Genomic DNA, 26,507 nt, shown 5'->3' on the forward strand with positions numbered 1-26,507 from the left:
CGCGGGCATGACCGTCACGCGTTTCGCTCCGTCGCCCACCGGGCACCTCCACGTCGGCAATATCCGCACGGCGCTGCACAACTGGCTGCTTGCGAAACAGGCAGGCGGACGCTTCCTGCTGCGCATCGACGATACCGACGCGGCGCGCTCGCAAGAGGAATATGTCGACGGCATCCGTGCCGACCTGTCCTGGCTCGGCATCGAATGGGCGGGCGAGGAACGCCAGTCGGCCCGCTTCGCCCTCTATGAGCGCGAGTTCGAGCGCCTGAAGGCCGCCGGGCGCGTCTATCCCTGCTGGGAGACGCCGCAGGAACTGGACCTCAAGCGCAAGGTGCTGCTCGGGCGCGGGCTGCCGCCGATCTACGATCGCGGCGCGCTCAACCTGACCGAGGACGAGAAGGCCGCGAAGATCGCCGCCGGAGACCTGCCGCACTGGCGCTTCCTGCTGGACCATGACGAGCCGATCACCTGGGAAGACGGCATTCGCGGACCCCAGAAGTTCGATCCCGCGCAGATCAGCGATCCGGTGATCCGCCGCGCCGATGGCTCGTGGCTCTACATGTTGCCTTCGGCCATCGACGATGTGGACATGGGCGTGACGCAGATCCTGCGCGGTGAGGACCATGTGTCCAACACCGCCGCGCAAGTGCAGATGTTCACCGCGCTCGGCGCGCCGGTTCCGGCATTCGCGCATGAAGCGCTGCTGGTGGGGACCGAGGGCAAGCTGTCCAAGCGACTGGGCTCGCTGGGCGTTGCGCATTTCCGCGAGATCGGCATCGAGCCGCAGGCAGTCGTGGCGCTGCTGGGACGGCTGGGGACGAGCGATCCGGTCGATCCCTCGCTCGATGCCGAGGCGCTGGCGGCGGCGTTCGATCTCTCGCACTTCGGCCGCGCGCCGGCCCGTTTCGACGAGGCGGAACTGGAGCGCGTCAATGCTGCGGTGGTTCATGCCCTGTCGTTCGAGGCGGTTGCCGCGCGCCTGCCAGAGGGCATGGATGCGGCGGGCTGGGACGCGGTGCGCCCGAATCTCACCCATGTTCACGAGGCGGCGGACTGGTGGAGCGTCGTCACCGGGCCGGTCGCGGTGCCGGAACTGGGCGACCAGGACCGTGCCTATCTTGTGCAGGCCGCCGATGTGCTGGCCGGGCTCGAATGGGATCAGGCTGTGTGGAAGGCACTGACCGGCGCGCTGAAGGATGCCACCGGGCGCAAGGGCAAGGCGCTGTTCCTGCCGCTGCGTCTGGCGCTGACGGCGATGGAGCATGGGCCGGATATGGGCGCCCTGCTGCCGTTGATCGGCAAGGATGCGGCGCTGGAGCGGTTGCGCGCGGCAGCCTGACCAAATCCAGCGCGGCCAGTCTGACCCGACCTAAACTCGCCAAATAAACCCCGTCATCCCCGCGAAGGCGGGGATCCCGCTTCTTTGCCAACCTCGCAAAAGAAAAGCGGGGCCCCCGCCTGCGCGGGGGCGACGGAACAGGTTTGGTTTCGAAAAACCGACGGCTGGAGCGTTACTCCATGAACCAGCCGTGGCTCGCCACCAGCGACTGCCCGGTCAGCGCATTGGTCTGGAAGCCCGCGAAGAACAGCGCGACTTCTGCAATATCTTCCACGGTGGTGAATTCGCCGTCCACGGTCTGGCCCAGCATGACCTTGCTCACCACGTCTGCTTCGGAAATGCCCAGTTCCTTGGCCTGTTCGGGGATCTGCTTGTCCACCAGCGGGGTGCGGACGAAGCCGGGGCAGATCACGTTCGAGCGCACGCCCTTCTTGCCGCCTTCCTTGGCGATCACGCGGGCAAGGCCGAGGAGGCCGTGCTTGGCAGTGACATAGGCGCTCTTGAGCGGGCTGGCCTCCTTCGAATGGACCGAGCCCATGAAGATGATCGAGCCCGAATTCTGCGCATACATGTGCGGCAGCACCGCCTTGGAGGTGAGGAAGGCGCCGTCGAGATGGATCGCCAGCATCTTCTTCCAGTCGGAAAAGGCGAACTGGTCGACCGGGTTGACGATCTGGATACCCGCGTTGGAAACCAGCACGTCCACCGTGCCCCAGGCCTCGACCACCTTGGCGACGCCGGCATTGACTTGATCCTCGCTGGTCACGTCCATGGCGACGGCCAGGGCATCGGTGCCGTACTTGGCCTTGATCTCGTCAGCGGCTTTCTGCGATGCCTCGAGGTTGAGATCGGCAATCGCGACCTTGCCGCCTTCCGAGGCATATTTGTGGGCGATGGCATTGCCGATGCCGCTGGCGGCGCCGGTGACGATGCAGGACTTGTCCTTCAGCTTCATGGAACGTCTCTCCTGGGAATGGGCTATTAGTGTCCGTTAAGGGGGCGGTCGGCCGCGAGGTCGAACGTCATGATCTCGTCGGGCTTCAGGTTGCGCCCGGTCCAGTCTGCCTTTTCCAGCGACCAGAGTGCATCGGCCTTGCCGGCCTCCCAGTGCTCGGTCACCGTCATGCGTGAAAATTCGTAGTCCTTGGACATCGTCTCATAGCCGCGCGGGCGGTTGATGAGGTGCATGATGGCCACCGCTCCCGCCGGGCGGCAGCCGAGCAGGTGGTGCAGGTCCGGATCGTCGCGCAGTTCCTCGGGCAGCTTGTGGGCCAGGCGCTGCGCGGCGGCGCGCATCTTCTGGAGCTGCTTGGACAAGTCCGTGTTCATGCGCGTGCGGCTGGAGTAGCGGATGTCCTTCTCGCGCTGGGCGATGTCGGCCATGGTCTTGGGCACGCCCCCGCGCGAGGGGAAAAGGTCCACCTGAAACACCGTCATCTCGCAGGGGGACCGGTTGTCGAGCACGTATTGCAGCGGGGTGTTGGAGACGAGGCCGCCGTCCCAATACCACTCGCCGTCGATCTCCACCGGCGGAAAACCGGGGGGCAGGGCGCCGCTGGCCATCACGTGTTCGGGGCCGATCGTGCGGTCGCTGGCATTGTCGAAATAAGCGAAATTGCCCGTCAGCACATTGACCGCACCCACCGCGAAGCGCGTTTCGCCGTGATTGATGCGCTCGAAATCGACCAGATCGAGCAGGGTTTGCCGCAAGGGCGTGGTGTCATAGTAGCTGAGCCGCCCGATATCGCTGGGCCACTCGGGCAGGGGCGTGGGCAGGCGCGGGGCGAAGAAACCGGGGATGCCGAAGGCGGCGGCCCAGCCTGCGGACGTCTCGTTGAAAGCGCGCCGCGCGAAGCCGTTGCCGACATCGAGCTTGTAGAGAAGCTCGTGGCTTACGCCGTTCCAGAAGGCACGGAGCTGCCGGATCCGGTCTTCGGGCGGGTTGCCCGCGATGATCGCGGCATTGATCGCACCGATCGAGATCCCGGCGATCCAGTCGGGCGCGTGGCCCGCATCCGCCAGCGCCTCGTAAACCCCGGCCTGATAGGCGCCCAGCGCCCCTCCGCCCTGTAGCACGAGCACCGACTGATGGCGGCCGAGATCGTCAGAAGAACTTGCAGCTTTGCGGGCGTTCATGGGCAGGGTCCTGCGCATGGGGATGTTGCGGTGCAACAAGTGGGCGCCTGTGCGGTTCCTTTCAAGCTGAAAATTCTTCCGCGCGTTCAGGCGACCGCTTCGGTCAGGCTCCCTTCGCTCGCCGCTTCCAGAAGGCGGCGTTCCAGCGCTTTGATGCGGGTGGCGGACGTCAGCTTCTCGCCCAGCAGGTCGGTCACGTAGAACGTGTCGGCCGCGCGCTCGCCATAGGTGTCGATATGGGCGGAATGGACCATCAGCTTCGATTCGAACAGCGCGTGGGCCAGCCGGTTGAGCAGCGCCGGACGATCGCGGGCATTGACTTCGACCACGGTGAGCCGGTTCGAGGCCTTGTTGTCCACCAGCACGCGCGGGCGCACTTCGAACGCGTCGGCGCGGGGCCGGGCATCGGGCCGGGCGACGAGCTGGGGCAGGATCTTGATGCGGTTGGCCAGCGCGTTCTCGATTGAGGCGCTGAGCCGGGCAAGCTGCGATTCCTCGCGGAACGGGCGGCCCAGCGGATCCTGAATCAGGAAGTTGTCGACCGCGCGGCCGGTGCGGGTGGTGTGGATGCGCGCGTCGATGATGTTGCCGCCCGCAAGATGGATGCCGCCGGCGATGCGGTAGAACAGGCCCGGATGGTCCGAGGCGATCACCGTGACCAGCGTGGCCCCGCGTGCCGGGTAATATTCGCTGAGGATCGACAGCGGTTCATCGCGCGAGGCGTGGAACTGCGCCAGATTCTTGCCGATGACGTCGTCCGGCTCGGCGATCCAGTAGGCATCGGCGAACTGGCCGCCCAGTTCCTCGACCAGCGCTTCGTTGCCGGGATCGTGCGCGATGACCGCTTTTTTCTTGGCGGCGACGCGCTTCTCGCGCCCGTATTCCACGTGGCCCAGCCGCAGGCGTTCCTCGGCGGCGCCATAAAGCTCGCTGATGAGCTGGCGCTTCCACGAGTTCCACGTGCCCGGCCCCACCGCGCGGATATCGACGATGGTGAGGATCGTCAGCTGGCGCAGGCGATCGACCGACTGCACCACGGCGACAAAGTCGGTGATCGTCTTGGCGTCCGACAAGTCGCGCTTGAATGCGGTGGCTGAGAGCAGCAGGTGCTGGAGCACCAGCCAGGAGACCAGCTCGGTCTCCTCCTCGTCCAGCCCGAAGCGCGGGCAGAGCCGCAGCGCGATCTCCGCGCCCAGTTCCGAATGGTCGCCGCCGCGCCCCTTGGCGATGTCGTGCAGTAGCACGGCAGTATAGAGCGCGCGGCGCGAGCGGACCTTGTGGATGATCTCGTGGCTGAGCGGATGGTCCTGCTTCAGCTCACCCTTCTCGATGCGCGCGAGCAGGCCGATGGCGCGGATCGTGTGCTCGTCCACCGTGTAGTGGTGGTACATGTCGAACTGCATCTGCGCGTTGACGCGTCCGAATTCGGTGACAAAACGGCCGAACACGCCCGCTTCGTTGAACGAGCGCAGCGCCGTTTCCGGGTTGTTGCGGCTGGTGAGCAGTTCCATGAACAACTCGTTGGCGCGCGGATCGCGGCGCACGTCCTCGCGGATCAGCGCGGAATCGCGGGAGACCAGGCGCATGGTTTCGGGGTGGATTTCCAGCCCCTCGCGGTCCGCCAGCACGAAGATTTCGATCAGGCGGACCGGATCGGCCTCGAACCAGTTGTCGGACGGGGCCATGATGCGGCCGCCGAACACCTTGTAGCCCTTGACCATGCGCGAACGGGCGCGGAAGCCCGCCAGCAGCCCGCGCGGCTGCTTCTTGGCGATCTGGTCGTCCAGCTGGGCGAGGAACACGCCGGTCAGGGTGCCGACCATCTTCGCCTGCAGGAAGAACATTTGCATGAACCGCTCGACCGCGCTTTTGCCGGGGCGGTCGGCATAGTTCATCCGCATCGCCACTTCGCGTTGCAGGTCGAAAGTCAGCCGGTCCTCGGCGCGGCGGGTGATCGTGTGGAGGTGGCAGCGCACCGCCCAGAAGAAGTTCTCCGCCCGGCGGAACGCGCGGTATTCCTTCTGGGTGAGCAGGCCCACGTCCACCAGTTCGCTGGGATCGCGCACCTTGTGGATGTACTTGCCGATCCAGTAGAGCGTGTGCAGGTCGCGCAACCCGCCCTTGCCCTCTTTTACGTTCGGCTCGACCACATAGCGGCTGTCGCCCATTCGCTTGTGGCGTTCCTCGCGCTCGGCCAGCTTCTCGACCACGAACTGCCGCTCGGTCCCGGCGACGACATCCTTCCAGAAGCGCGCGCGCACGTCCTCGTAAAGGTGCTGATCGCCCCAGACGTAGCGGCCTTCCAGCATGGCGGTGCGGATGGTGAGGTCCGACCGGCTCATGCGCACCATGTCATCCACGGAACGGCTGGAATGGCCGATCTTCAAACTCAGATCCCAGAGGAAATAGAGCATCGCCTCGATCACCTGTTCACACCAGGCGGTCTGCTTGATCGGGGTGACGAACGCGATGTCCACGTCCGAATGCGGCGCCATTTCGCCGCGTCCGTAGCCGCCGACGGCAATGATCGTCAGCCGCTCTCCGGTGGAACGGTTCATCGCCGGATAGACATGGGTGGAGACGTGATCGTGAATCACCCGCACAAGCTGATCGACCAGATAGGCCTGCGCTTCTGCCACTTCGTGCCCGGCCGAAGGCTTGGCGACCAGTCGGCGGGCGATTTCCGCCCGGCCGTCCTCCAGCGCGGCGCGCAGCAGGTCGACGATCTGCTTGCGGCCCTTGGCGGCGCTTTCGCGGGCGACAACGGCTTCGATGGCCTCGACCAGCGCGCGGCGGTCGATCACGGAACGGGGCGAAGGGATGCGGATCACGCTCATGTCAGGCGGTATCTAATCCTTCGCAGAGGGTAGGGAAAGGCGCGCGGAGACTGTGCCTGCGTTGATTTTGCCTGCAAGTTCCTAAAACGAGCCTACCATCGCTCCCAAGGCTATGCCAGAAGGCCGCAAAACACATTTGCCGCGCCGCTCCGGCACGGATCCCATGGATACGAGGTCGAACCACTTGTCCCTCACCGCACTTGCCGCAAGCGCCGTCGTACAGGCGCATGAGCCGATCTACTGGGCCAATCTCGGGCTCAAGAACTATCTGTTCCGGATCGGCAGTTTCGAGCTGCGCTGGTACTCGCTGGCCTATCTCGCGGGTATCATGCTGGGTTACTGGCACCTCTCGCGCATGATCAAGGCACCCGGCGCGCCGCTGGCGCAGCGCCATGCCGACGATCTGTTCTTCTATTGCACGCTGGGCATCATTCTGGGCGGGCGGCTTGGTTACGCCACGTTCTACACGGGCGGCGATACCGGCATTCCCAGCCTCTGGTCCGATCCCAAGGCGCTGCTGTCGCTCTGGCACGGCGGCATGAGCTTCCACGGCGGCCTGATCGGCGTGCTGCTGGCGATGGGCTGGGTCTCGTGGCGGGGCAAGCTCGATTTCCTGCGGGTGGCGGACTATATCGCGGTCTGCGTGCCGTTCGGCATGATGTTCGGCCGCCTTGCCAACTTCGTGAACGGAGAGCTGTGGGGCCGCGTGGTGACGAACCCGAACCTGCCCTGGGCGATGGTCTTCCCCGATGCCGGCCCGCTGCCGCGCCATCCCAGCCAGCTTTACGAAGCCGGTCTTGAGGGGCTGCTGATGATCGTCATCATGCTCACCCTGTTCTGGAAGACCCGCGCTCGCTTCCGTCCGGGCATGCTCGTCGGCGTGTTCACCACCGGCATCGCCTGTGCGCGTTTCACGGTCGAGTTCTTCCGCGAGCCCGACGCCCAGCTTCAGGATTTCGCGATGCGCACCGGCCTGTCGATGGGCCAGTGGCTTACGATTCCGCTGATCGTGCTGGGCCTGATCCTGATCGCCCGCTCGCTGGCGCGTCCGGCACTGGCCAGCGGCCGTCCCGTTCCGGCGTGATCCAACCATGACCGAAGGCCGTTCCGAGCCGCTGACCGAGATTTTCAAGCGGCTGATTCAAAGTTACGGCCCGATTTCCCTGCTGCACTACATGGGCGAGTCCAACGCGCGCTACTATGCGGGCAAGGACCCGCTCGGCAGCGCCGGGGACTTCATCACCGCGCCCGAAATCAGCCAGATGTTCGGCGAGATGATCGGCCTATGGCTGGCCGACGTGTGGAGCCGCGCGGGCAGCCCGAAAGTCCACTACGTTGAACTCGGCCCCGGACGCGGCACCCTGGCGCGCGACGCGCTGCGGACTATGGCCCGGTTCGGTCTCTCGCCCGAAGTTCATTTCGTCGAAGGTTCCACGGCTCTGCGCGCCTTGCAGCGCGAGGCGGTGCCGCAGGTGCAGTTCCACGACGATCTCGCCACGCTGCCCACCGACGCGCCGCTGCTGCTGGTGGGCAACGAGTTCCTCGATGCACTGCCGGTGCGCCAACTGGTGAAGACCGAAAGCGGCTGGCGCGAACGCATGGTCGATTGGGCCGAGGATCGCTTCCGTCCGGTTGCCGGGGACAGGCCGATGGACGCCGCCGTGCCGGACGAATGGCAGGATGCGGCCGAAAGCACGATCCTCGAAGTCTGCCCGGGTGCCGCTGCGGTCGTGCAGGAGATCGGCCACCGTCTTGCGGCGCAAGGCGGTACCGCGCTGCTGATCGATTATGGTTTCGCCCAAAAGCAGACCGGATCGACGCTTCAGGCCTTGCGTGAGCATCGCAAGGTCGATCCTTTCGCCGCGCCGGGCGAGGCGGACCTCACTTGTCTCGTCGATTTCGCCACCGCCGCCGAAGTGGCGCAGGCGAGCGGCGCCACATGGCTGGGCACGATCACCCAGGGCGCCTTTCTGCGCACGCTCGGCATCGAGATGCGGGCCGAGCGCCTTGCCTCTTCCGCACCGCAGCAAGGCGATGCTATCAAGGCGGCGTTGGACCGGCTGGTCTCCGACGAACAGATGGGCAGTCTGTTCAAGGTGATGGGCCTTGCCGGCCCCGGCTGGCCTGAAGGCGCCGGGTTCTGACGAACGGCTACTTTATGAATGGGTACGGGGGGCATCGTGCACGACAAGGTTAAGGGCGTAACCGCGCAGGATCTGAAGGGGCCGGACCGGCTTGAACGGACGCTGGGCTTTCTTTCGCTGGTCATGCTGGCGGTGATCGTCACCGCCGTTTTCCGCGGCAGGGAGGAATGGGCGCGGATTGCCGCCATCGTGTGGTTCCACCTTGCCACGATGCTGACCGCGCTGGCACTGACGCCGGTGCTGCTCTGGCGGCGGCGGGGCGACGCGCGGCACCGGGTGCTGGGCTATGTCTGGAGCGCCGCGATGATGGCGACCGCGATCGACAGCCTGTTCATTCGCGGTAACAACGGCCACTTCAGCGTGATCCACGTGCTCTCGGTCTTCGTACTCGTCATGGTGCCGGTGCTGGTGCTGGCCGCGCGCAGCCACCGCGTCGGCCGCCACCGCCGTACCGTGCGCGGGCTGATTATCGGTGCGCTGCTGGTGGCAGGGTTCTTCACGTTCCCCTTCGGGCGACTGCTCGGGCACTGGCTGTTCGGGGCCTGACCGCCGCCCGGACCATCAGGACATCGTTTATTTCGCCTGCGGCGTCCGGTCCTCTGCGGGGACCTGACGCACCGGCACGGCCGAGATCCAATCCTCGAACGCTTCGATATCGATCGGGCCGTTGACGCGGTCGGTGCCGTCCTTGAAGCCGGCAAAGCCGTCGCCGCCCTCGGCAAGGAAGTTCACCACCGAAACGCGGTAGCGCGTCGCCGGATCGAGCGGCTTGCCGTCAAGCGTGATCGCGGTGACGCGCGCGCCGGAGGGGCGGCGCATGTCGAACATGATCCGCATGCCCTGGCTGGGCGAGAGGATCTGCTTGTCGCCGGTATCGTCCAGCCCCTGTTCGAGAGTGGCGCGGATCTGCGCGCCGGTCAGGGTCATCGTCACCACCTGGTTGTTGAACGGCGTGACGGCGTAAAGCTGGCCGAAGGTCACCGTGCCGTCGGCGGCCGGAATCAGCGAGGTGCGGATGCCGAAGGGATTGACGAAAGCGATCTGCGCGCCCGATTTGCGCGTGGCGGCAAGCTGGGAATCGGCGATCATTGCGCCCAGCGCACCGCCGATGCCGACACCGCCTTCGCTCTCCTTCTCCATCGGGCCGGAGACATGGCCCATCGGCCGCTCGACCAGTTGCAGGGAGGCGTCCTTGTAGCGCTTCACATAGGCAGAGATGTCCGCGCGCGGCTGGAACTGGGGGAATGCCACGGTGGTCGGCACCGGTCCCTTGCCCGAGGTATAGGCTTCGGACTGGACGATCACGTTGTGCGCCTGCCGGTTCATCAGCTTGTGCGTGGCGGGATCGAAATCGAGCGTGATGTCGGTAACGAGCTTTCCGTAGACGCCCGCGCTGGTCAGCAGGATCGGGCCGGCGGCCGCGTTGGCGGTATAGTTGCAGATATAGGCCCAGTGGGTGTGGCCGGAGACGACCACGTCCACACCGGGCTTGAGCCGGTCGAGGATCGGCTGGATATCGCCGGCCGCCCCGTTGCAGCCGTTGGGATCGGGCGCGCCCGTGGTGCGCAGGCCCTGATGGATCAGCACGACCACGGCATCGGCACCGGCCGCCTTCAGCGCGGGCACGGCGCGGTTGATGGTATCGGCCTCGTCCTCGAACCGGAGGCCGGCCACGCGGTCCGGCGCGACCAGCGTGGGAATCGAATGCAGCGAAAGGCCGATGAAGCCGATGGTGATCTTGCGGTCGCCGCTGCCGAAGGTCTTGAGGCCGGTGCCGGGGAACAGCGTCGTGCCGTCCGGCATTATCGTGCTGGCGGCGAGGTACTTGTAATGCGCGCCCTCGAACTGTTCGAGCTGGCAGGGTTGGAGGCGGGTGTTCTTCGCGCAGCCGCCGTTTTGCAGGCGCAGCAGTTCCTGCCACCCCCGGTCGAACTCGTGGTTGCCCACCGCGTTGAATTCCAGCCCGATGCGGTTCATCACGCCGACCGAAGGCTCGTCCAGATAGAGCGAGGAGGCAAGCTGCGAGGCGCTGGTAAGGTCGCCCGCCGCGACCACCACGTTCTCCGGATGCTCGGCCTTGAGCGCGTCCACTGCCGAGGCGAGCCATGCCGCGCCGCCTGCGGGAACCGAGACCTGATTGCCCTTGGCATCGGGCGCCTCGACCGTCTGCTTCGGCGGTTCGAGGGCGCCGTGGAAGTCGTTGATGGCGATCACGCCGATTTCGATCGGGCCCTTGGTCGTGGGCGCGACAGCCTGATGGTGGGCCTGCGGCGTGGCGCAGGCGGAAACGAGAAGGGCGGCGACAAGCGGCGTGACGCGCGGGATGCGGGGCATGGTCATGGCTCGGCTCTATCGGATCGCCAGATGACGCGCCAAGGACGTTTTTGCATTTGCGAAGAAGATTGGCGAACCATCATGCCCGCTTCGGGCGGGAGCGCCTGTGCCGCCTTTCTGGGAGGCGACACAGGCGCGGTTGCCGCCGCCGGGCTCGTGAGGGCAAGCACCGTGGCGGCAATTGGATAACGGGCGCATCAATAGGGCTTGTCACCCGCGACGGTGACGCGGAAGCCGGATCGCACTTCGGGGAAGTAGTCCCACACCGCGAAGTGCTGGGTGCAGCGGTTGTCCCAGAACGCCACCGAGTGCTTTTCCCAGCGGAAGCGGACGTGGAAGTTCGCGTCCTTCACATGGTCGAACAGGAAATCGAGCACGGCCTTGCTTTCGGGTCCCGACAGCCCGTTGATTTTCGTCGTGTAGGACGAGTTCACGAACAGCAGCTTGCGCCCGGTCACCGGATGGGTGCGGATCACCGGGTGCGCGTTGCAGGGATAGGTCTTGGTCGAATCCGGGAAGATCGCCTTGTAGACGGGATTGGCGTCGTGAACGGCGGTCAGCGGATCGAGGAAGGCCTTCATCGCCGGCGAAAGCGCGTCGTACGCCGCGTACATGCTGGCGAACAGCGTATCGCCGCCGTCTTCGGGCAGGGTGTGCAGCGTCAGGATCGATCCCATCGGCGGCTCGGCATCGGCGGAAAGGTCCGAATGCCAGTTCTCGCCCGCGACGAACTTCGACTTTTCATCGGCATGGATGGCCACGATCTCGGGATGATCGGGGAGGCCCGCGACGCCTGAATGGATGGCGAGTTGCCCGAAGGCGCGGCCCAGCGCCTTGTGCGCGTCATGGTCCATGGGCTGGTCGCGGAAGAACACCACCTGATGCTTCATCAGCGCGTCGTGAATCTCGGCAAAGGCCTGATTGCCCAGCGGCTTGGTCAGGTCCACCCCGAAGATTTCCGCGCCGATGCGCTTGGTCATCGGGCGCACGTCGATCAGTTCATAGCCCATTTACGGCGGCTCCAGTGTAACGCTTCATATGGTTCGTGCCGGACGGGCCCGCCCGACACGAACGTCCTGTTCAGTCTTTCGCGACGGGATCGGCCACGCTGCCCTTGTGCGGGAAGATGCGGCGTTCGATGCGGCAGTGGATGCCCTGCGTGCCGTCCACCACTTGCGTCACGCCGAAGTCGGCGGCGACGCTCATCAGCGAATAGCCGTCGTTGCGCGACAGGCCCTGATGCTCGGTCAGGAGGTGCAGCATGTCCATCGATGCCGACTTCATCGCCTTGTCCAGATTCTCGCCAAAACCGTGGACGATCCAGCAGTCCGGCGTTTCCAGCAGCGGCGAGGGGAACGAGAAATCCTTGCGCAGCACGATCTGGAACAGCACGTCGAGCGAGGCTTCGATCGCGGTGCCGCTGATCTCACCGTCGCCCTGCGAAACGTGGGGATCGCCGATCGAGAACAGGCCGCCCTTGACCTGCACCGGGTAATACATCGTCGCGCCGGCACCGATGCGCCAGTTGTCGATATTGCCGCCGTGGAGGCCGGGCGGGATCGTGCTCACCGGATCGTTGACGGCGGGCGCCACGCCAGCAGTGCCTAAGTGCGGACGCGCCGGGATGGTGATGCCGGGCAGCGCGGTGGATCGGTCGCATTCCGGGCAGTGCGTGATGCGGCCGGGCACGACGTATTTTTCCTCCACGTCATAGGCATAGAGCGCGGCGGCGGTGTTGGCGGTGGGATCGAGCTTGTAGATCGTCACACGCTCGGTCTGGCCGAATTCCTCGTAGAGATGGCCCCAGTTGGCCGCGAGGTTGGACCCGTAGTTGAAGCGCGGCTTCATCTGGAAATAGCGCACTTCCAGCATGTCGCCCGGCTCGGCGCCCTCGACGTAGATCGGCCCGGTCATGATATGACAACCCGGCGCGCGGGTGGCCGGATCGATCTCGGTAAAGATGCGGCGGATCTCGTCGTCGAACATCAGGTCCGGATCGTCGCCCGCGTGGTGGGTGACCGCCTGCGCCATGATCAGGTCGCCGCTCTTCACGGTGAGCGCCGGCTTGATCTCGGGCGAGAAATAGCCCCAGTGCACCGTCTCGGGCGTGGCCCTCAAGTGGTGCAGCGCGCCGGGTTGGACGGTGTCCTTTTCTAGCGCGGGCTTAAGGCTGATCAGTGCCATCGAAACTCCTGTTACGCAGGGAAATCGGGGAAAAGGCGCGCTTATTCGGCGCCGATGAGCACGCTCGTCATGCTGAGCGACTTGTGCTGGATGAAGTGGGGCGCGAACTCGGCTGGCTCGCCCTCATGGCGCGCGCCCAGCACGTAGAGCAGCGGCAGGAAATGGTCTTCGCTCGGAACCGAAAGCCGCGCGGCATCGCCCAGCGCCGCGTAATCGATCACCACTTTGGGATCGTCCTCGGCGATGGCCTTGCACATGGTGGAATTGAAGTGCTCGGCCCAGGGATAGGGCGTGGCGAGCGGGTTGGCCCAGTCCATCGCCGGCAGGTTGTGCACGATGTTGCCGGTGCCCATGATCAGCACGCCTTCGTCGCGCAGCGGGCGCAGCATCCGGCCGACCAGCCAGTGTTCGGCAGGGCTCTTGCCCAGATCCATGCCAAGCTGGATGACCGGCACGTCGGCCTCCGGATAGGCGTGGACGAGCACCGACCAGGTGCCGTGGTCCAGCCCCCAGTTGGCGTCCAGCTTCACCGGCATCGGTTCCAGCAGTTCGCGCACGCGCTCGGCCAGTTCGGGGTCGCCGGGGGCGGGGTACTGCACGTCGAACAGGGCCTGCGGGAATGCGCCGAAGTCATGGATCGTGCGCGGCTGGGCCATGGCGGTGACGGCGGTGCCGTGCGTCTGCCAGTGGGCAGAGATGCACAGGATCGCGCGCGGCTTGCCGATGCGGCCGGCGATCGCGTTCCAGCTCCTGGTCACGTCGCTCTTTTCCAGCGCCACCATCGGGCTGCCGTGACCGTAGAAGACGATCGGAAGACGGCTCATTCGCGTATTGCTCCGTTGCTCTGAGACCCAAGGCTAGGGAGAGCGGGGGCGGATGGTCTTGCGGGAAAGCGCACAAGAACTTGTTGGTGGGGCGCGCTTCGCCTGCCTCAAAACACTCCGTCGCCCCCGCGAAGGCGGGGGCCCCGCTCCCTTTTGCTACATCTCAAGAAAAGCGGGGTCCCCGCCTGCGCGGGGACGACGAGGTTTGGTGATGATACGTTTGCGGTTTCCGGGGCGTCGTGGGTTCGGCAGCCCCGGAAAGCCGATTTATTCCTTGGTGTAGCTCGCTGGAATCTCGGGATTCTCACCGGCTTTGCCCCACAGGAGGATCTCATTGCCCCACGGATCGGCGAAGGCGTGGTTGTAGCCGTTGAACTCCTTCCAGTAGTGGTCGCGCCAGAGCACCTTGCCGCCCAGTTTCTCGGCGGTGGAGAGGATGCGTTCGTGGCTGTCGTCGTCCGAGACAAGTACCCAGATGCGGGCCTTGCGGCCCTCGGTCGCCAGCGTGCGCGGTTCTACGCCTTCGGGGTTCGGATGGGGTCGGGCGTTGTTCGCGTCGAACACGCCGAAGTGGAGGTTGCCGATCTGGCTGTCGGTGCCGTCCTTGTTCTGGAAGAAGCCGCCGGGAACCATGCGGTGGTAGATCCCGTGCGGGCGCGCATCGTTCTCCCAGCCGAAGACTTCGGCGTAGAATTCGCCGGCTTTGGCGGGATCGTCGGTCGCGAAATCGACGAAGATGAGCGTGTTGGTCATTGCGAAAGGCTCCCTTGGTGGTTGACCAAGGCGTAGCTGGCGGGAGTTTGCATGCGCGGCACGAGGCGCACGAATCCTTGATTTCCAGCGTCCCTCCACAAGTGCACCTAAACGCACCCGAACGGCACCTAACCGCACGCACATAAAAAAAGGCGGCGCCCGACTTGGGTCGGACGCCGCAGCCGTCGGGAATGAGTGACGGAACTTGTGAAATCAGGCGCGTATCCGCGTGACCGGAGCAGAAGGACCGCGACGGCGATCCCACTCGGCGCGGTAGCGGTCCACCAGCCAGACATTGAGCAACCGCTGGGCGCCCTCTTGCCAGGAATAGCGACCACGCGGCGCGAACTTGGAGCGCAGGCCCTGCTGCACCAGTTCGTCGACGTGGAAATCCTGACCTACGATCTCCTCGACCGCGGTGTCGTTCATCTTCATCTTCAGCTCGTAGAGCGGATCGTCCATTGCTTCGGGCACCATCAGCGTGCCGATGGTCAGCGCGTGGCTCTCTGGTCCGCGCGGGTCCATGATCAGGTAGAGCACGGTGTCGTTCAGCACCACCAGCGAGAGGCTGGGCGGCAGGTTCACGAACAGCAGGCGGTTCTGCTCTTCCTCGGTCAGCTTCGGGAAGACCGGGAAGACCGCCTTCTGCGTGGCGTTGAAGGCGGCGTTCTTGTGGAGCGTGCCGTTCAGCCGGTAGTAGCCGGCGGAATCGGCAGGCACTTCGGGGAAGCTGGCAAGGCCGCTGGGGATGAAGTCGTGCAGCGGCCCGGCGTGTAGGCGGCTGGCGTGGTAGCCGTCGTTGTTATTCTCCAGCATGACCTTCCAGTTCCATGGGAACACGGTCGGTTCCTCGGGACGGGGGCCGCGCAGGTTGGCGAAATCGTAGTTGGCGACGACCTCTTCCAGCCCGGCAAGGCGCGGGGTCAGCGGGGCGGCATCGGCATCGAAGTTGACGAAGATGAAGCCGTGCCAGATCTCGTGCCGGATGACCGGCAGGCTGGCGGCCTTCCTGTCGAAATTGCAGGTGCGGTTCATCGCCGGCGCGCCGACGAGGGTGCCGTCGAGGTCGTAGGTCCAGTGGTGATAGGGGCACACGAAGGCGCGGGCATTGCCGTGGCCTTCGGCGACCAGCATCGCGCGGTGCTGGCAGACCGAGGACAGCGCCTTGATCGAACCGTCGCGCGTCTTGCAGATCACCATCGGCTCGTCCGCGCGGGTGACGGTGAAGAAGTCGCCCGGGTTCTCCAGCCATTCGGCGCGGCCGACGCAGAGCCATTCATGCTCGAACAGCGCGGCTTTCTCGAACCGGTAGAATTCCTCGTCGACATAGCATTCCGCCGGCAGCGTCTCGGCTTCCAGCGTGTCCAGCGTCGAGCTTTCCAGACTGTCGATGAACTTGTCGGTGAGAATGGTCATTGCTGGCATTTCCGTGTGATGGCCTCTTGCGCCTGAAGGACGCTAGCGGGCCTTGGCCGGAGGTTCTTGGCGGTGGGCGCAGGGACTTTTGGCGAGTCCCTATTCGGCCGGGACCAGTTCGGTCGCTTCCGCCAGTTCCGGTTCCCCGGCGCGGCGCGGCCCCGAAGCGGGGGCCCGCAGGAACAGCATCGACATGGCCGTCGCGCCTGCCAGCATCAGCGCGAGGACAAGCAGCGCCGGGCCGTAGCCGCCGGTCACGTCGGCAATGCGGCCGGCGCCGATCGGGCCGAACACGGCAAGCGTGGTGACGGTGGTGGCCATCGCGGTCATTTCTCCGGCGATGCCCGCGCCGAAGTAGCGCAGCAGCAGGATATGCGCGGAAAGCCAGGCCATGCCCCAGCCCATGCCGAACAGTGCGGCGGCGACCGTTGCCACCAGCACGTGGCTGGCCGTCCACAGCAGCGCCATGGCCAATGCCTGCACGGCCAGCCCGGCGATGAAGATGCGGCGCGGATCGACGCGCTCGCACAAGGTGCCGGTCACGCCTTTGGCGCCGGTGCCGGCGAAAGCCAGCAGGCTCATCGCGATGGCGCCCGGCGCCGCGCCCTGGCCGAGCTGGGCGATATGCGCGACAAGGATCGAGTGGGTGGTGGTGACCACGGTCTGCACCACGGTCATGGCGAGGGCGAGAATAATGAAGCTGGGCGTCATCAGCGCCTGCTTCACCGTCCACGGGCTGGCAGCGGGACCGTCGCTTTCGTGGCCCGCGCCCTTCACCTGATCGATGCTCTCCACTTTCACCGCGTCGCGAATGCAGAGGAGCGAGATCACGCCCAGCACCAGCGCGCTGGCGGCCATGACCATCCAGTGCAGGCGCCAGTTGCCGGTAAGGCCGACGATGGTGCCGACGATCAGCGGCCCGGCAATGCCGCCCGCCGCGCCGGTCATGAAGTAGAAGCCGATCATCCGCGAAGAGGTACGCGGGAACCACGTCGCCAGCAGATAGACGGCGGGCGAGGGGGCGACGAGCGAGAAGCCCACGCCCATCAGCGTCGTCGCCACGAAGAACAGTTCGAGGTGATGGATCTGCGAGGCGATCAGGAAGCCGATGGCCAGCACCAGACAACCCGCGAAGACCGTCAGCCGCGTGCCGATCCCCTTCATCAGCATCGGCGGCAGTGGGCTGGCCATGCCGCAGGCCATGCCGAGCAGCGAGAAGCTGAGCCCGGCAGCGGCCTTCGACCAGCCGAGTTCGGCCACCATCGTATAGAGCACGTAGCCAAGCGAGGTGAAGGTGGTGGCGGTCACGAAGAAGAAGCCGAGCGAGGCGGCGAACATGACCAAGGCGCTGCGCGATATGCTTTTGGGCGCGGACAGTCCGGACGACATGACAACTCCTGCGGGCTCACGGTCCGCGGAATCGCCGGACCATCATGCCCTGCAGGCTTACATGCTGCACCTGCACACTCTTGATGGTGCGCGACTCAATAGTTGATTGGGGGATGGGGATGCTGGTCGCGCGCCGAAAGCCGCCTTTCCGTTCTCTTCGACATTGCGGAAGCCGAAATGACGATGGAGAAACGGTAGTTATCCGCAAATCGTCGTCCTGAAACAAGTTCAGGATGACGTGGAGGAGGGGGAGGAGGAAGTTTCCCACCTTCCCGAATCCGGCCCTTCAAGTCCGCTCGGGCTGAGCTTGTCGAAGCCCCTTGCGGCGTAGCGCTGATCCAACATCCTTCGACAAGCTCAGGATGAGCGGTGTGAGGGGGATGAGCGGTGTGAGGGGGATGAGCGGTGTGAGCGGTGTGAGCGGGGGAGGGGGGGAGGCTCAAAATGAGCGGGATGGGGAAGTAATTCAGCCGCTTTCTCTTCGTCATCCCCGCGAAGGCGGGGATCCCGCTTCTTCCGTTGTGCAGGGCGAGAGGTTGCCACGACGAGGTTTTTTGTTGAGACGCCACACTCTCCCCCTCATGTGTCGAGCGTGTCGCCGCCCCGTTTCCGCACTTACGAGATGGACGTGTTTGTTTCCGCAGCACTTTCGTTCAGAACGATCTCGTAAACGCGCCGTTTGAAGCGCCACTCGCCCGCCTGCTTTTCAAGCGTGTCGTCGTATCTGCCGATCAGCTTCCACACGCGGCCATCTTTCAGCACCACGATTTCACGGCAATAGACCTGCGCGGAGGCTGTGGTCCCTTCAACGGTGATCGCGGCGATTTCGGTAAAGAACCCCATCTGGCCGACAATCGACCAGATACCGTCCCATTGCTCCGCGATCGCCGCCTTTCCGCAGGCTTCTGCATCACGGGACAGACGCACACCATCTTCGGCCCAAAAGGAAAGATAGAGATCGCGGTCCTCGCTCATCGCCGCGGCACTATAAGCGCCGTACAATTCCCGGATCGCCAAGCGGTCCTCAAGCATTCCCGCAAATGCCATCGCTTCCTCCGATCATCCTCGTCGGCTTGCTAAGTCTAGGCGATCGCTTGCGGCATGTCACTTGCCGGAGCTTGCGCGCCGTCATTCCGACAAGCCCGCTCAGGCTGAGCTTGTCGAAGCCCCGGAGGCGTAGCGCTGATCCAACATCCTTCGACAAGCTCAGGATGAGCGGGGTGGGAGGCTCAGAATGAGAGGGGTGGGAGGCTCAGGATGCGAGGGGTGGGAGGCTCAGAATGAGAGGGGTGGGAAGCTCAGGATGAGAGGGGTGGGGGAGGCAAACTCAGTCGCTTTCTCTTCGTCATCCCCGCGAAGGCGGGGATCCCGCTTCTTCTTTTGTGCGGGGCGGGAGGTGGCCAAGAAAAGCGGGACCCCCGCCTTCGCGGGGGCGACGGGGAGTTTGGGACGGACTCGCTGCATTCGCCATCGCAAACAGAAGAACGCGCCGGCCTTGCAGCCGACGCATCCCCCCAAAAAACCAATGGTGCGACCCGATTGGCTCCCTCTTAGAACTTGTACCCCACCGAGAGGATAAGCTGACGCGGCGGGATGTACGTGTCCATCACCTGCGCCGAACCGTAAGGGTCCGAGAAGCGCGAGTTGATGCCGTTCTTGTCGAACAGGTTGATCACGCGCAGGGTGATGTCCGCATTGGTGCCTTCCGGCTCGTACTTCAGCATCGTGTTGACCTGCGTGTACGAGGGCGTGAGGTCCACCGCGCCTTCGTTGAACAGGCGGTACTGGTACTTGCCGCGATAGATCAGCTGAGCACGGGCGGTCAGCTTGCCCGGGCCGACTTCGCCGTTCCAGGTGGCCGCGATATTACCCTGCCAGCGCGGCAGCTTGGGAATGCGGTTGCCCTTGATATCCTCGCGCGCGGCGTCGCGGGCGAGGGAGGCGGCGTAGAAGTTGGTCCAGAACAGGTAGTCCGGGAAACCGGCGGCGTTCTGGGCGCTGGCTGCATTGTTCGGGTCCAGCGCGTAGTAGTGCGAGGTGAACTCACCCTCCAGCCACGACATCGACGCGTCGAAGCGCAGATGGTCCGTCGGCGCGTACGTGCTTTCCAGTTCGAGGCCGTAGACCCGCGCCTTGGGCGCGTTGCTGATACCCTCGCCATAGAGAACGGGGTCTTCCTCAAGGAACTGCATGTTCTTGTAATTGTACAGGAAGGCCGAGGCATTCACTTGCAGCGTATCGTCGAGGAAGCGGTTCTTGCTGCCGATCTCGAAGGAATCGACGGTTTCCTTCTTGTAGGTGGGCTTGATCGAATCTTCCCAGCCGAAGATGCAGTAGGCGCCGCCGCAAGCGGACGAGGCGCTGTTGATGCCGCCCGGCTTGAAGCCGCGCGTGTAGCTTATGTAGACCATGTTGCTGGGCGTGATCTGATAATCGAGCGCCACTTTGCCGGTCCAGGCGTGGTCGCTGCGCGATCCCGTGGAGGCGGGCTGGAGATAGGCGCCTGAGGTCTGGTCGGACACGCCGCCGGACATCGAATCGTACATGCCCGATGACTTGTCATGGTTGTAGCGGGCGCCGGCGGTCAGCTTCAGGCTGTCGGTCAGCGCATAAGTGCCCTGCGCGAAGACCGCGTAAAGCTCACGCTTGATCGAGGAGAGTTCGGCATAGGTCAGGTTGCCGACCAGCGGATCGTTCCACGCGGTGTCTTCCGGCAGGGCCTGCTGCAGGAAGTTGTCGTCGTCGCTGCGGTATTCGTTGACGTACTGGCTGTTCTCCGAATGCAGGTATACGCCGCCGAGCACCCACTGGAACGGGCCGTTGCCGTTCGAGGTAAGGTTCAGTTCCTGGCTCCAGCTCTTGGTGTCCGAGGCCCAGAGCGGCACGTGGTCGTAGCTGACGCCGGTGTAGCTGACCGGGTTGTAGGTGTTCTGGTAGAACAGCGTGGTGTCGAGGCCGTCGGCATCCCAGGCCTGCTCGGAATGGAGCTTCTGGTAGCCGGTGATCGACTTGATCGTGGCGAACGCGGTGTCCCACTTGATTACGCCGGTATAGAGCTGGGTCTTCACTACCGAGCGGCCGGGGAAGTCCTGCGTCAGGATGCGCGGGTCGGGCTCGGGGTCGAGGATGTTCTTCTGGGCCGGGCCATTGGTGTTCGAACTGAACTGGATCGTGTTCAGCGTGATCGACAGGTTGGACAGCGGCTGCCACTTGGCGCCAAGGCGCCAGCCGGTCTCGTCCTGATCGTCGAGATCGTACTTCTTGAAGCCGGGCACTTCGGTGGCGTGGGCATAGCCGTCATGCTTGGTGAACTGGAAGGCGCCGCGAATGGCGAGCGTGTCGGTCACCGGCACGTTCAGCGCGGCGGAGCCTTCCATGTAGTTGTAGTTGCCGAAGCCCGCGTTGACATTACCCTTCAGCGCATCGGTGCTCGGCTCGATCGAGACGACGTTGATGGTGCCGCCGGTCGATCCCTGGCCGAACAGCGTGCCCTGAGGTCCGCGCAGCACTTCGACTTGCGCGACGTCGATGAAGGCGGCGCTCGCGGCGATCGAGTTGAAGATGTAGACGCCGTCGATGTGGTAGGACACGCCCGGCTGGGTGTTGGTGTTCTCCGGCGTTTCCGAACCGATGCCGCGGATCGAGATCACGCGCTCACCGCCGCCGCTCTTGGCGATGACGAGGCCGGGGACAGTGCCGTTGAGCCCGGTGATGTCGGTCACATTTCCCGCGCGGAGCGTGTCGGACGTGATCGCGCTTACCGAAAGCGGCGCCTGCTGGAGGCTCACATTGCGGCGTTCCGCGGTGACGACGATATCCGTCAGGCCCGACTGGCCGTCGCCAGCAGGATCGGGTGCGGGCTCGGCAGCAGCGGCGGCCGGAGCGGTTTCGGCGGCGTGCGCGGCCGAGGTAAATGCAAGCAAAGAGATGCCCGATGCCAGGGCGTAGGCGAAAGTGGACTTGGTTCTCATGTCAGCTCCCCGAACAGGTCGTCATTCGATTCCCGGGCTGCGGCTCATGCTTGCTGCTGGGTTGGCCGCTTGAGGGGGAACTTGGCGGTTCGATGACAGTGCGGTCTTGTGCAGTTGCGAATAAGTAGTTGACCGCTGCAACCCGGACCCTTCCGGCGAGAGGAACGGGATGCGCGCAAATGCGCCGTTTTGGGGTGGGTTCGGGTAATCGGGAACTGGCTTGCGTTTTTTGCGTTGCAGCGCTCGCCGCCGTTCATCACTGGTCCATGGCGTCTCGCGTCAAGCCGATGGCGGTCTCAGCGACAAGACCGTGCCGCCCGCGCCTGCCATGGGGCAGGGGAGGGGCAACCGGCCCCGAAAAGGATGCCCTGTCATGACTGCCACGGTCCTGAACGTATCGCCTGCAACCCGCCCGCTAGGCCAGACCGGCATGGCGATCAGCCGCGTCGGCTTCGGTGCCTGGGCCATCGGCGGGCCGGACTGGGCCGTCGGCTGGGGTGCGCAGGACGATGCCGATTCGATCCGGGCGATCCGCCATGCGGTCGAACGCGGGGTGAACTGGATCGACACGGCCGCGATCTACGGTCTCGGCCATTCCGAAGAAGTGGTCGCCAAGGCTCTGGCCGAAATGCCGGAGGCTGAGCGGCCCTATGTCTTCACCAAGTGCGGGCAGGTCTGGGATCCGAACGATCGCCAGTCGAAGCTGCGCGTTGGGCGGCGGGAATCGATCGTGGCCGAGTGCGAGGATTCGCTGCGCCGCCTGCGGGTTGAGCAGATCGACCTGCTCCAGATGCACTGGCCCGCCGAGGACGGCACCGCGCTCGACGAATATTGGGGCGCGCTGCTCGATCTGAAAGCGGCGGGCAAAGTGCGCGCGGTCGGCCTGTCCAACCACAATGCCGATCAACTTTCGGCGGCCGAGGCCTTGGGGCATGTCGATACGCTGCAACCGCCGCTTTCGGCGCTGAAGCGGGATGCCATCGCGCGCGAACTGCCGTGGTGTCTGGCGCATGATACCGGCGTGATCGTCTATAGCCCGATGCAGTCGGGCCTGCTCTCCGGCGCGTTCTCGGCCGAGCGCGTGGCGGGGCTTGCCGCCGACGACTGGCGCTCGCGCCATGCCGATTTCACCGGCGAGAACCTGACGCGCAATCTGGCCGTGGCAGCGGCGATGAAGCCGGTGGCCGAGCGCCACGGCGTTTCGCAGGCGGCGGTCGCGGTGGCCTGGGTGCTGGCGGTCCCGGGCGTGACCGGGGCGATCGTCGGCGCGCGCAGCCCGGCGCAAGTCGATGGTTGGGTGGCAGGGGCGAACCTTGCCCTCACCGACGAGGACCGCGCCGGGATCGCTGCCGCCATTCGCGATTCCGGTGCGGGGTCCGGCCCCGTTCCCGACTGATTTTACCTTCGTTTCCCCATTCGATCAGGACTGCCTATGCTTCGCCTTCTCGCCCGCCTGAACATCGATCCCTATCTCTTGCTGCTGGTTTCGACCGTGGGTCTTGCCTCGGTGCTTCCGGCGCGCGGCATGTGGGCGGGGATCGCGGGCGGCGCGGCGGACGCAGGCATCGCGCTGCTGTTCTTCCTCCACGGCGCCAAGCTCTCGCGCCAGGCGATCCTCGACGGGGCGCGGGCGTGGAAGTTGCACCTGACCGTGGCCAGCCTGACTTTCGGGATCTTCCCGCTGATCGGGCTGGGCGTCAGCGCGATACCGGGGCTGGAGCCGTCGCTGGCGATGGGCGTGCTCTACCTGACGCTGCTGCCCTCGACGGTGCAGTCATCGATTGCCTTTACCGCGATTGCCGGGGGCAATGTGGCAGCGGCAGTGTGCAGTGCCTCGTTCTCCAACCTTGCGGGGATTTTCCTGACCCCGGTGCTGACGGCAGTGTTCATCACCGGCAAGACGCAGGGCTTCTCGACCGTTCCGATCATCGCCATCGCCGTCCAGTTGCTGCTGCCGTTCGTGGCCGGGCATCTGCTGCGGCCGTGGATCGGCGGCTTCGTGCAGAAGCACAAGAAGCTGGTGGGCTATACCGACCGCGGTTCGATCCTGCTGGTGGTCTACACGGCGTTCGGGGCGGCCGTGCTCGAAGGGCTGTGGCAGAAGGTGACTTTGGCCGAACTCGGGCTGATCGCGGCGCTGTCGCTGGGGATTCTGGCGGTCGTGATGGTGGTGGGCAATGTGCTCGGGCGGGTGCTGGGCTTCAACCACGCGGACCGGATCGTGATCCTGTTCTGCGGTTCGAAGAAGAGTCTGGCGACCGGCGTGCCGCTGGCAGGGGTACTGTTTCCGCCTGCTCAGGTGGGGGCGATCATCCTGCCGCTGATGTTCTTCCATCAGATCCAGTTGATGGTCTGTGCGGTGCTGGCGCGGCGGATGGCGGCGCAGGCCGAGGCCGAGGGGGATCCGGTGGCGGCCGAGTAGGTTGGCCTCCTCCACTCCCGCCCCCTCCACTCCGCTCATCCTGAGCCTGTCGAAGGATGGAGGCCTTGCGCCACGCCCGCGGGGGCTTCGACAAGCTCAGCCTGAGCGGGATGGGAGGTCGGGCCGGAGGGGGGAGGTGAGGTGAGGTGAAGTGAGGCGAGGTGAGAACACCTCGCGCTCCCAATTCCGTCATCCCCGCGAAGGCGGGGATCCCGCTTCTCTTGCCCAACACGAGAGGTCGCAGAAGAAAGCGGGGCCCCCGCCTGCGCGGGGGCGACGAAGAGTATCGCGTGAGGACGGGGTGAGGTTGGGGTTGGGGTGCGTCCACCTGAAAGGACCTCCCGCCTCAGATCTCCAACTGGCTACCCAGTTCGATCACGCGGTTGGTGGGGAGCTTGAAGAATTCCATCGCGCTCTGGGCGTTGCGGACCATGATCGCGAAGAGCTTCTCGCGCCAGATCGCCATGCCCGGACGGCTCGACGGGATCAGGGTCTGGCGGGAGAGGAAGTAGCTGGTCTCCACCGGCTTGAACGGGCCGCCGGCGCGGTCTTCGTCGGCAAGCGCGGCCGGGATGTCGATATCGTCCATGAAGCCGTAGCGCAGCACCACGCGGTAGAAGCCCTGTCCCAGCGCTTCCACTTCCGCGCGGTTTTCGGGGGCAACGTGCGGCACGCCTTGTCCGGCCACGGTCAGGATCACCACGCGTTCGTGGAGGATGTGGTTGTGCTTGAGGTTGTGCAGCAGCCCCGGCGGCACGCCGTCGTTCGAGGAGGCGAGGAAGATCGAGGTGCCCTGAACCCGGCGCACGCGCTCACCGACCGAGCGGATGAAAGTGGCGAAGGGGATCGAATCCTCGCGCAGGCGTTCGCGCATCAGGCGGCGTCCGTTCGCCCAGGTGGTCAGCAGGGTGAATACCACCGCCGCCACCAGCAGCGGGAACCAGCCGCCGTCCGGGATCTTGGTGACGTTCGACGCGAAGTAGAGCCCGTCGATGAACAGGAAGCCTGCGGTGACGCCGATCGAGACCACCGGGTGCCATTTCCACACGGCATAAGTCAGCACGCCCAGCAGGCAGGCGGTGATCAGCATCGTGCCGGTCACGGCGATACCGTAAGCCGCGGCCAGATTGCCCGAGGTGCGGAAGCCGAACACCAGCAGCACGACCATGACCAGCAGGCCCCAGTTGACGAGCGGGACATAGATCTGTCCCGCCGCCGTCGCGCTGGTGTGCATGATCTTGAGGCGCGGCAGGAAGCCGAGCTGCACGGCCTGCTGCGATACCGAGAAGGCGCCGGAGATCACCGCCTGGCTGGCGATGATCGTCGCCAGCGTCGCCAGCAGGACCAGCGGCAGGCGGGCCCAGTCGGGCGCCATGAAGAAGAACGGGTTCTGGATCGCGTCGGGATTGCGCAGCACCAGCGAAGCCTGCCCCAGATAGTTGAGCAGCAGGCAGGGGAAGGCGATGTAGAGCCACGAGATCGTGATCGCCTTGCGGCCGAAGTGGCCCATGTCGGCATAGAGCGCTTCCGCGCCGGTCACTGCCAGCACCACCGAGCCCAGCGCCAGAAACGCCAGCTTGGGATTGATGACGAAGAATTCGATCGCATGGTATGGGCTGAGCGCCCAGACCACTTCGGGTGCCTTGACGATCGAGGACAGCCCGAGCCCGGCCAAGACCAGGAAATAGACGATCATCACCGGCCCGAACAGCTTGCCCATCGTCGCGGTGCCGTGGGACTGGATCGAGAACAGCCCGATCAGGATCACCACCGCAATCGGCAGCACGAATTCGGCAAAGCCCTCGTTCACCACGGTCAGCCCCTCGACCGCCGAGAGCACCGAGACGGCCGGGGTGATGATGGCATCGCCATAGAACAGTGCGGTGGCGATGACGCCCAGCATCGCGATCAGCCCGGTCCAGCGCGACTTGCCCAGCTTGCGCCCGATCAGCGCCAGCAGCGCCAGGCTGCCGCCTTCGCCGTTGTTGTCTGCCCGCAGGATGATGAAGACGTATTTGACGGTGACGATCAGCATCATCGTCCAGAACATCAGCGAGATCACCCCGAAGATGTGCATGCGGTCCACCACCAGCGGGTGGTGGCCGATGAAGCTTTCCTTGAGGGCATAGAGCGGCGATGTGCCGATATCGCCGAAAACGACCCCGATTGCGCCGACTGCCAGCGCCGTAAGGCTTTCATTGGGGGCGTGGTGCCCGGAAGACTCGCTCATAATTTCGGCGCCTAGTCTCGCGCGCGCGAAAGCGCCACGGGCTTTATGCGATCTTTATGCGTAACGGGCAATTCCCCGTGGAACCTTAACGGCTCCCGGGGCCATCTCGCATTCCGTCACCCATTGACGGGAGCCCTCGTGCCATGTCCCGATTTCCTTCACCCGCCCGATACGTTTCGGCCGAAAGGCTGGCCGCGCTGCATGCCGGCGTGCGCTGGTGGCCTGTCGAAATCGCGATGCGCGCCGCCGGGCTGCTGAGCCTGTTTGTGGCCGAGCGCGTGATCCTGGCCGAGCGCCGGATGGCGATCACCCCGGTCCTCCACGCGCCGACCGTGACCGACCTTGCGCTCTGCGCCGTCTTCATCGTGCTGCTCAGCCTTGGCCTGACGCTGAGCCTGTGGGGGCCGCGGCTGTTTCGCACGATCGAGCTGCCCGGCCACTTTTGACGCGATTTCACGCAATTTCTGACTCTGGCAACGGACCCAAGACAATGACCGACTTTGCCTGGCTCGCGGTACTCGCCGGCCT

20 protein-coding genes are annotated in these 26,507 nt (G+C 65.1%); 7 read left to right on the forward strand and 13 right to left on the reverse strand.

Annotation, left to right across the window (positions count from 1 at the left end):
• Positions 1-7: 7 nt before the first annotated feature.
• On the forward strand, positions 8-1,339 hold the full coding sequence (gene gltX / locus EDF56_RS17775) for a glutamate--tRNA ligase (RefSeq protein WP_132390562.1): 1,332 nt from the start codon (positions 8-10) through the stop codon (positions 1,337-1,339).
• 172 nt (positions 1,340-1,511) lie between these two features.
• Here the strand turns inward: gltX and EDF56_RS17780 are convergent, their stop codons facing one another.
• The 3 genes from EDF56_RS17780 to EDF56_RS17790 all read right to left on the reverse strand — a co-directional run bounded on the left by EDF56_RS17780 (position 1,512) and on the right by EDF56_RS17790 (position 6,312).
• Positions 1,512-2,294, reverse strand: a complete 783-nt coding sequence (locus EDF56_RS17780; protein WP_132389914.1) for a 3-hydroxybutyrate dehydrogenase — start codon at positions 2,292-2,294, stop codon at positions 1,512-1,514.
• 26 nt (positions 2,295-2,320) lie between these two features.
• Positions 2,321-3,475 carry a patatin-like phospholipase family protein gene (locus EDF56_RS17785; protein WP_132389916.1) on the reverse strand — a complete coding sequence of 385 codons (1,155 nt, stop codon included), beginning with the start codon at positions 3,473-3,475 and terminating at the stop codon, positions 2,321-2,323.
• Positions 3,476-3,561: 86 nt separating this feature from the next.
• Positions 3,562-6,312: a [protein-PII] uridylyltransferase gene (locus EDF56_RS17790; protein ID WP_132389918.1), complete on the reverse strand. Its 2,751-nt coding sequence runs from the start codon at positions 6,310-6,312 to the stop codon at positions 3,562-3,564.
• Positions 6,313-6,496: 184 nt separating this feature from the next.
• Here EDF56_RS17790 and lgt point away from each other — a divergent pair, with 184 nt between their 5' ends.
• From lgt to EDF56_RS17805, 3 genes are read left to right on the forward strand one after another with little or no spacing between them, the layout of a single operon-like run.
• Positions 6,497-7,396: a prolipoprotein diacylglyceryl transferase gene (gene lgt, locus EDF56_RS17795; protein ID WP_132390564.1), complete on the forward strand. Its 900-nt coding sequence runs from the start codon at positions 6,497-6,499 to the stop codon at positions 7,394-7,396.
• Positions 7,397-7,403: 7 nt separating this feature from the next.
• Positions 7,404-8,456, forward strand: a complete 1,053-nt coding sequence (locus tag EDF56_RS17800) for an SAM-dependent methyltransferase (protein WP_132389920.1) — start codon at positions 7,404-7,406, stop codon at positions 8,454-8,456.
• 36 nt (positions 8,457-8,492) lie between these two features.
• A complete protein-coding gene (locus EDF56_RS17805) occupies positions 8,493-9,002 on the forward strand; it encodes a hypothetical protein (protein ID WP_132389922.1) in 510 nt (169 codons plus the stop codon).
• Positions 9,003-9,029: 27 nt separating this feature from the next.
• Here the strand turns inward: EDF56_RS17805 and EDF56_RS17810 are convergent, their stop codons facing one another.
• The 9 genes from EDF56_RS17810 to EDF56_RS17850 form a co-directional block, all read right to left on the reverse strand.
• A complete protein-coding gene (locus EDF56_RS17810) occupies positions 9,030-10,796 on the reverse strand; it encodes a bifunctional metallophosphatase/5'-nucleotidase (RefSeq protein ID WP_243652669.1) in 1,767 nt (588 codons plus the stop codon).
• A gap of 191 nt (positions 10,797-10,987) precedes the next feature.
• Entirely contained in the window at positions 10,988-11,800 is an 813-nt protein-coding gene (locus EDF56_RS17815; RefSeq protein WP_132389924.1) for a TauD/TfdA family dioxygenase, read from the reverse strand.
• Between the two features lie 70 nt (positions 11,801-11,870).
• Positions 11,871-12,974 carry an acetamidase/formamidase family protein gene (locus tag EDF56_RS17820; RefSeq protein ID WP_132389926.1) on the reverse strand — a complete coding sequence of 368 codons (1,104 nt, stop codon included), beginning with the start codon at positions 12,972-12,974 and terminating at the stop codon, positions 11,871-11,873.
• Between the two features lie 41 nt (positions 12,975-13,015).
• Positions 13,016-13,798 (reverse strand): 4,5-DOPA dioxygenase extradiol, encoded by a 783-nt coding sequence (gene ygiD, locus EDF56_RS17825; protein ID WP_132389928.1) that lies wholly within the window; start codon positions 13,796-13,798, stop codon positions 13,016-13,018.
• Positions 13,799-14,065: 267 nt separating this feature from the next.
• Complete coding sequence (locus tag EDF56_RS17830; protein WP_132389930.1) at positions 14,066-14,551, reverse strand: VOC family protein; 486 nt, start codon at positions 14,549-14,551, stop codon at positions 14,066-14,068.
• A 213-nt stretch (positions 14,552-14,764) separates the two neighbouring features.
• On the reverse strand, positions 14,765-15,967 hold the full coding sequence (locus EDF56_RS17835) for an aromatic ring-hydroxylating dioxygenase subunit alpha (RefSeq protein WP_132389932.1): 1,203 nt from the start codon (positions 15,965-15,967) through the stop codon (positions 14,765-14,767).
• A gap of 99 nt (positions 15,968-16,066) precedes the next feature.
• The gene (locus EDF56_RS17840; RefSeq protein WP_243652670.1) at positions 16,067-17,356 is read right to left on the reverse strand and encodes an MFS transporter; all 1,290 of its coding nucleotides are present in this window, start codon (positions 17,354-17,356) and stop codon (positions 16,067-16,069) included.
• 615 nt (positions 17,357-17,971) lie between these two features.
• Positions 17,972-18,403 (reverse strand): nuclear transport factor 2 family protein, encoded by a 432-nt coding sequence (locus EDF56_RS17845; RefSeq protein WP_132389934.1) that lies wholly within the window; start codon positions 18,401-18,403, stop codon positions 17,972-17,974.
• A gap of 503 nt (positions 18,404-18,906) precedes the next feature.
• On the reverse strand, positions 18,907-21,327 hold the full coding sequence (locus EDF56_RS17850; protein ID WP_132389936.1) for a TonB-dependent receptor: 2,421 nt from the start codon (positions 21,325-21,327) through the stop codon (positions 18,907-18,909).
• A gap of 373 nt (positions 21,328-21,700) precedes the next feature.
• Here EDF56_RS17850 and EDF56_RS17855 point away from each other — a divergent pair, with 373 nt between their 5' ends.
• Both EDF56_RS17855 and EDF56_RS17860 read left to right on the forward strand, forming a co-directional pair.
• Complete coding sequence (locus EDF56_RS17855; protein WP_165912238.1) at positions 21,701-22,723, forward strand: aldo/keto reductase; 1,023 nt, start codon at positions 21,701-21,703, stop codon at positions 22,721-22,723.
• A gap of 36 nt (positions 22,724-22,759) precedes the next feature.
• Positions 22,760-23,749, forward strand: coding sequence for a bile acid:sodium symporter family protein (locus EDF56_RS17860; protein WP_132389938.1), 990 nt, complete (start codon positions 22,760-22,762; stop codon positions 23,747-23,749).
• A 346-nt stretch (positions 23,750-24,095) separates the two neighbouring features.
• On the opposite strand, the gene EDF56_RS17865 is transcribed toward EDF56_RS17860, so the two are convergent.
• Positions 24,096-25,979: a potassium transporter Kup gene (locus EDF56_RS17865; protein ID WP_132389940.1), complete on the reverse strand. Its 1,884-nt coding sequence runs from the start codon at positions 25,977-25,979 to the stop codon at positions 24,096-24,098.
• A 143-nt stretch (positions 25,980-26,122) separates the two neighbouring features.
• Between EDF56_RS17865 and EDF56_RS17870 the strand changes: the two genes are divergently transcribed.
• Positions 26,123-26,425: a hypothetical protein gene (locus EDF56_RS17870; protein WP_132389942.1), complete on the forward strand. Its 303-nt coding sequence runs from the start codon at positions 26,123-26,125 to the stop codon at positions 26,423-26,425.
• Positions 26,426-26,507: the final 82 nt, after the last annotated feature.

The organism is Novosphingobium sp. PhB165 (assembly GCF_004341845.1).
Classification (GTDB): domain Bacteria; phylum Pseudomonadota; class Alphaproteobacteria; order Sphingomonadales; family Sphingomonadaceae; genus Novosphingobium.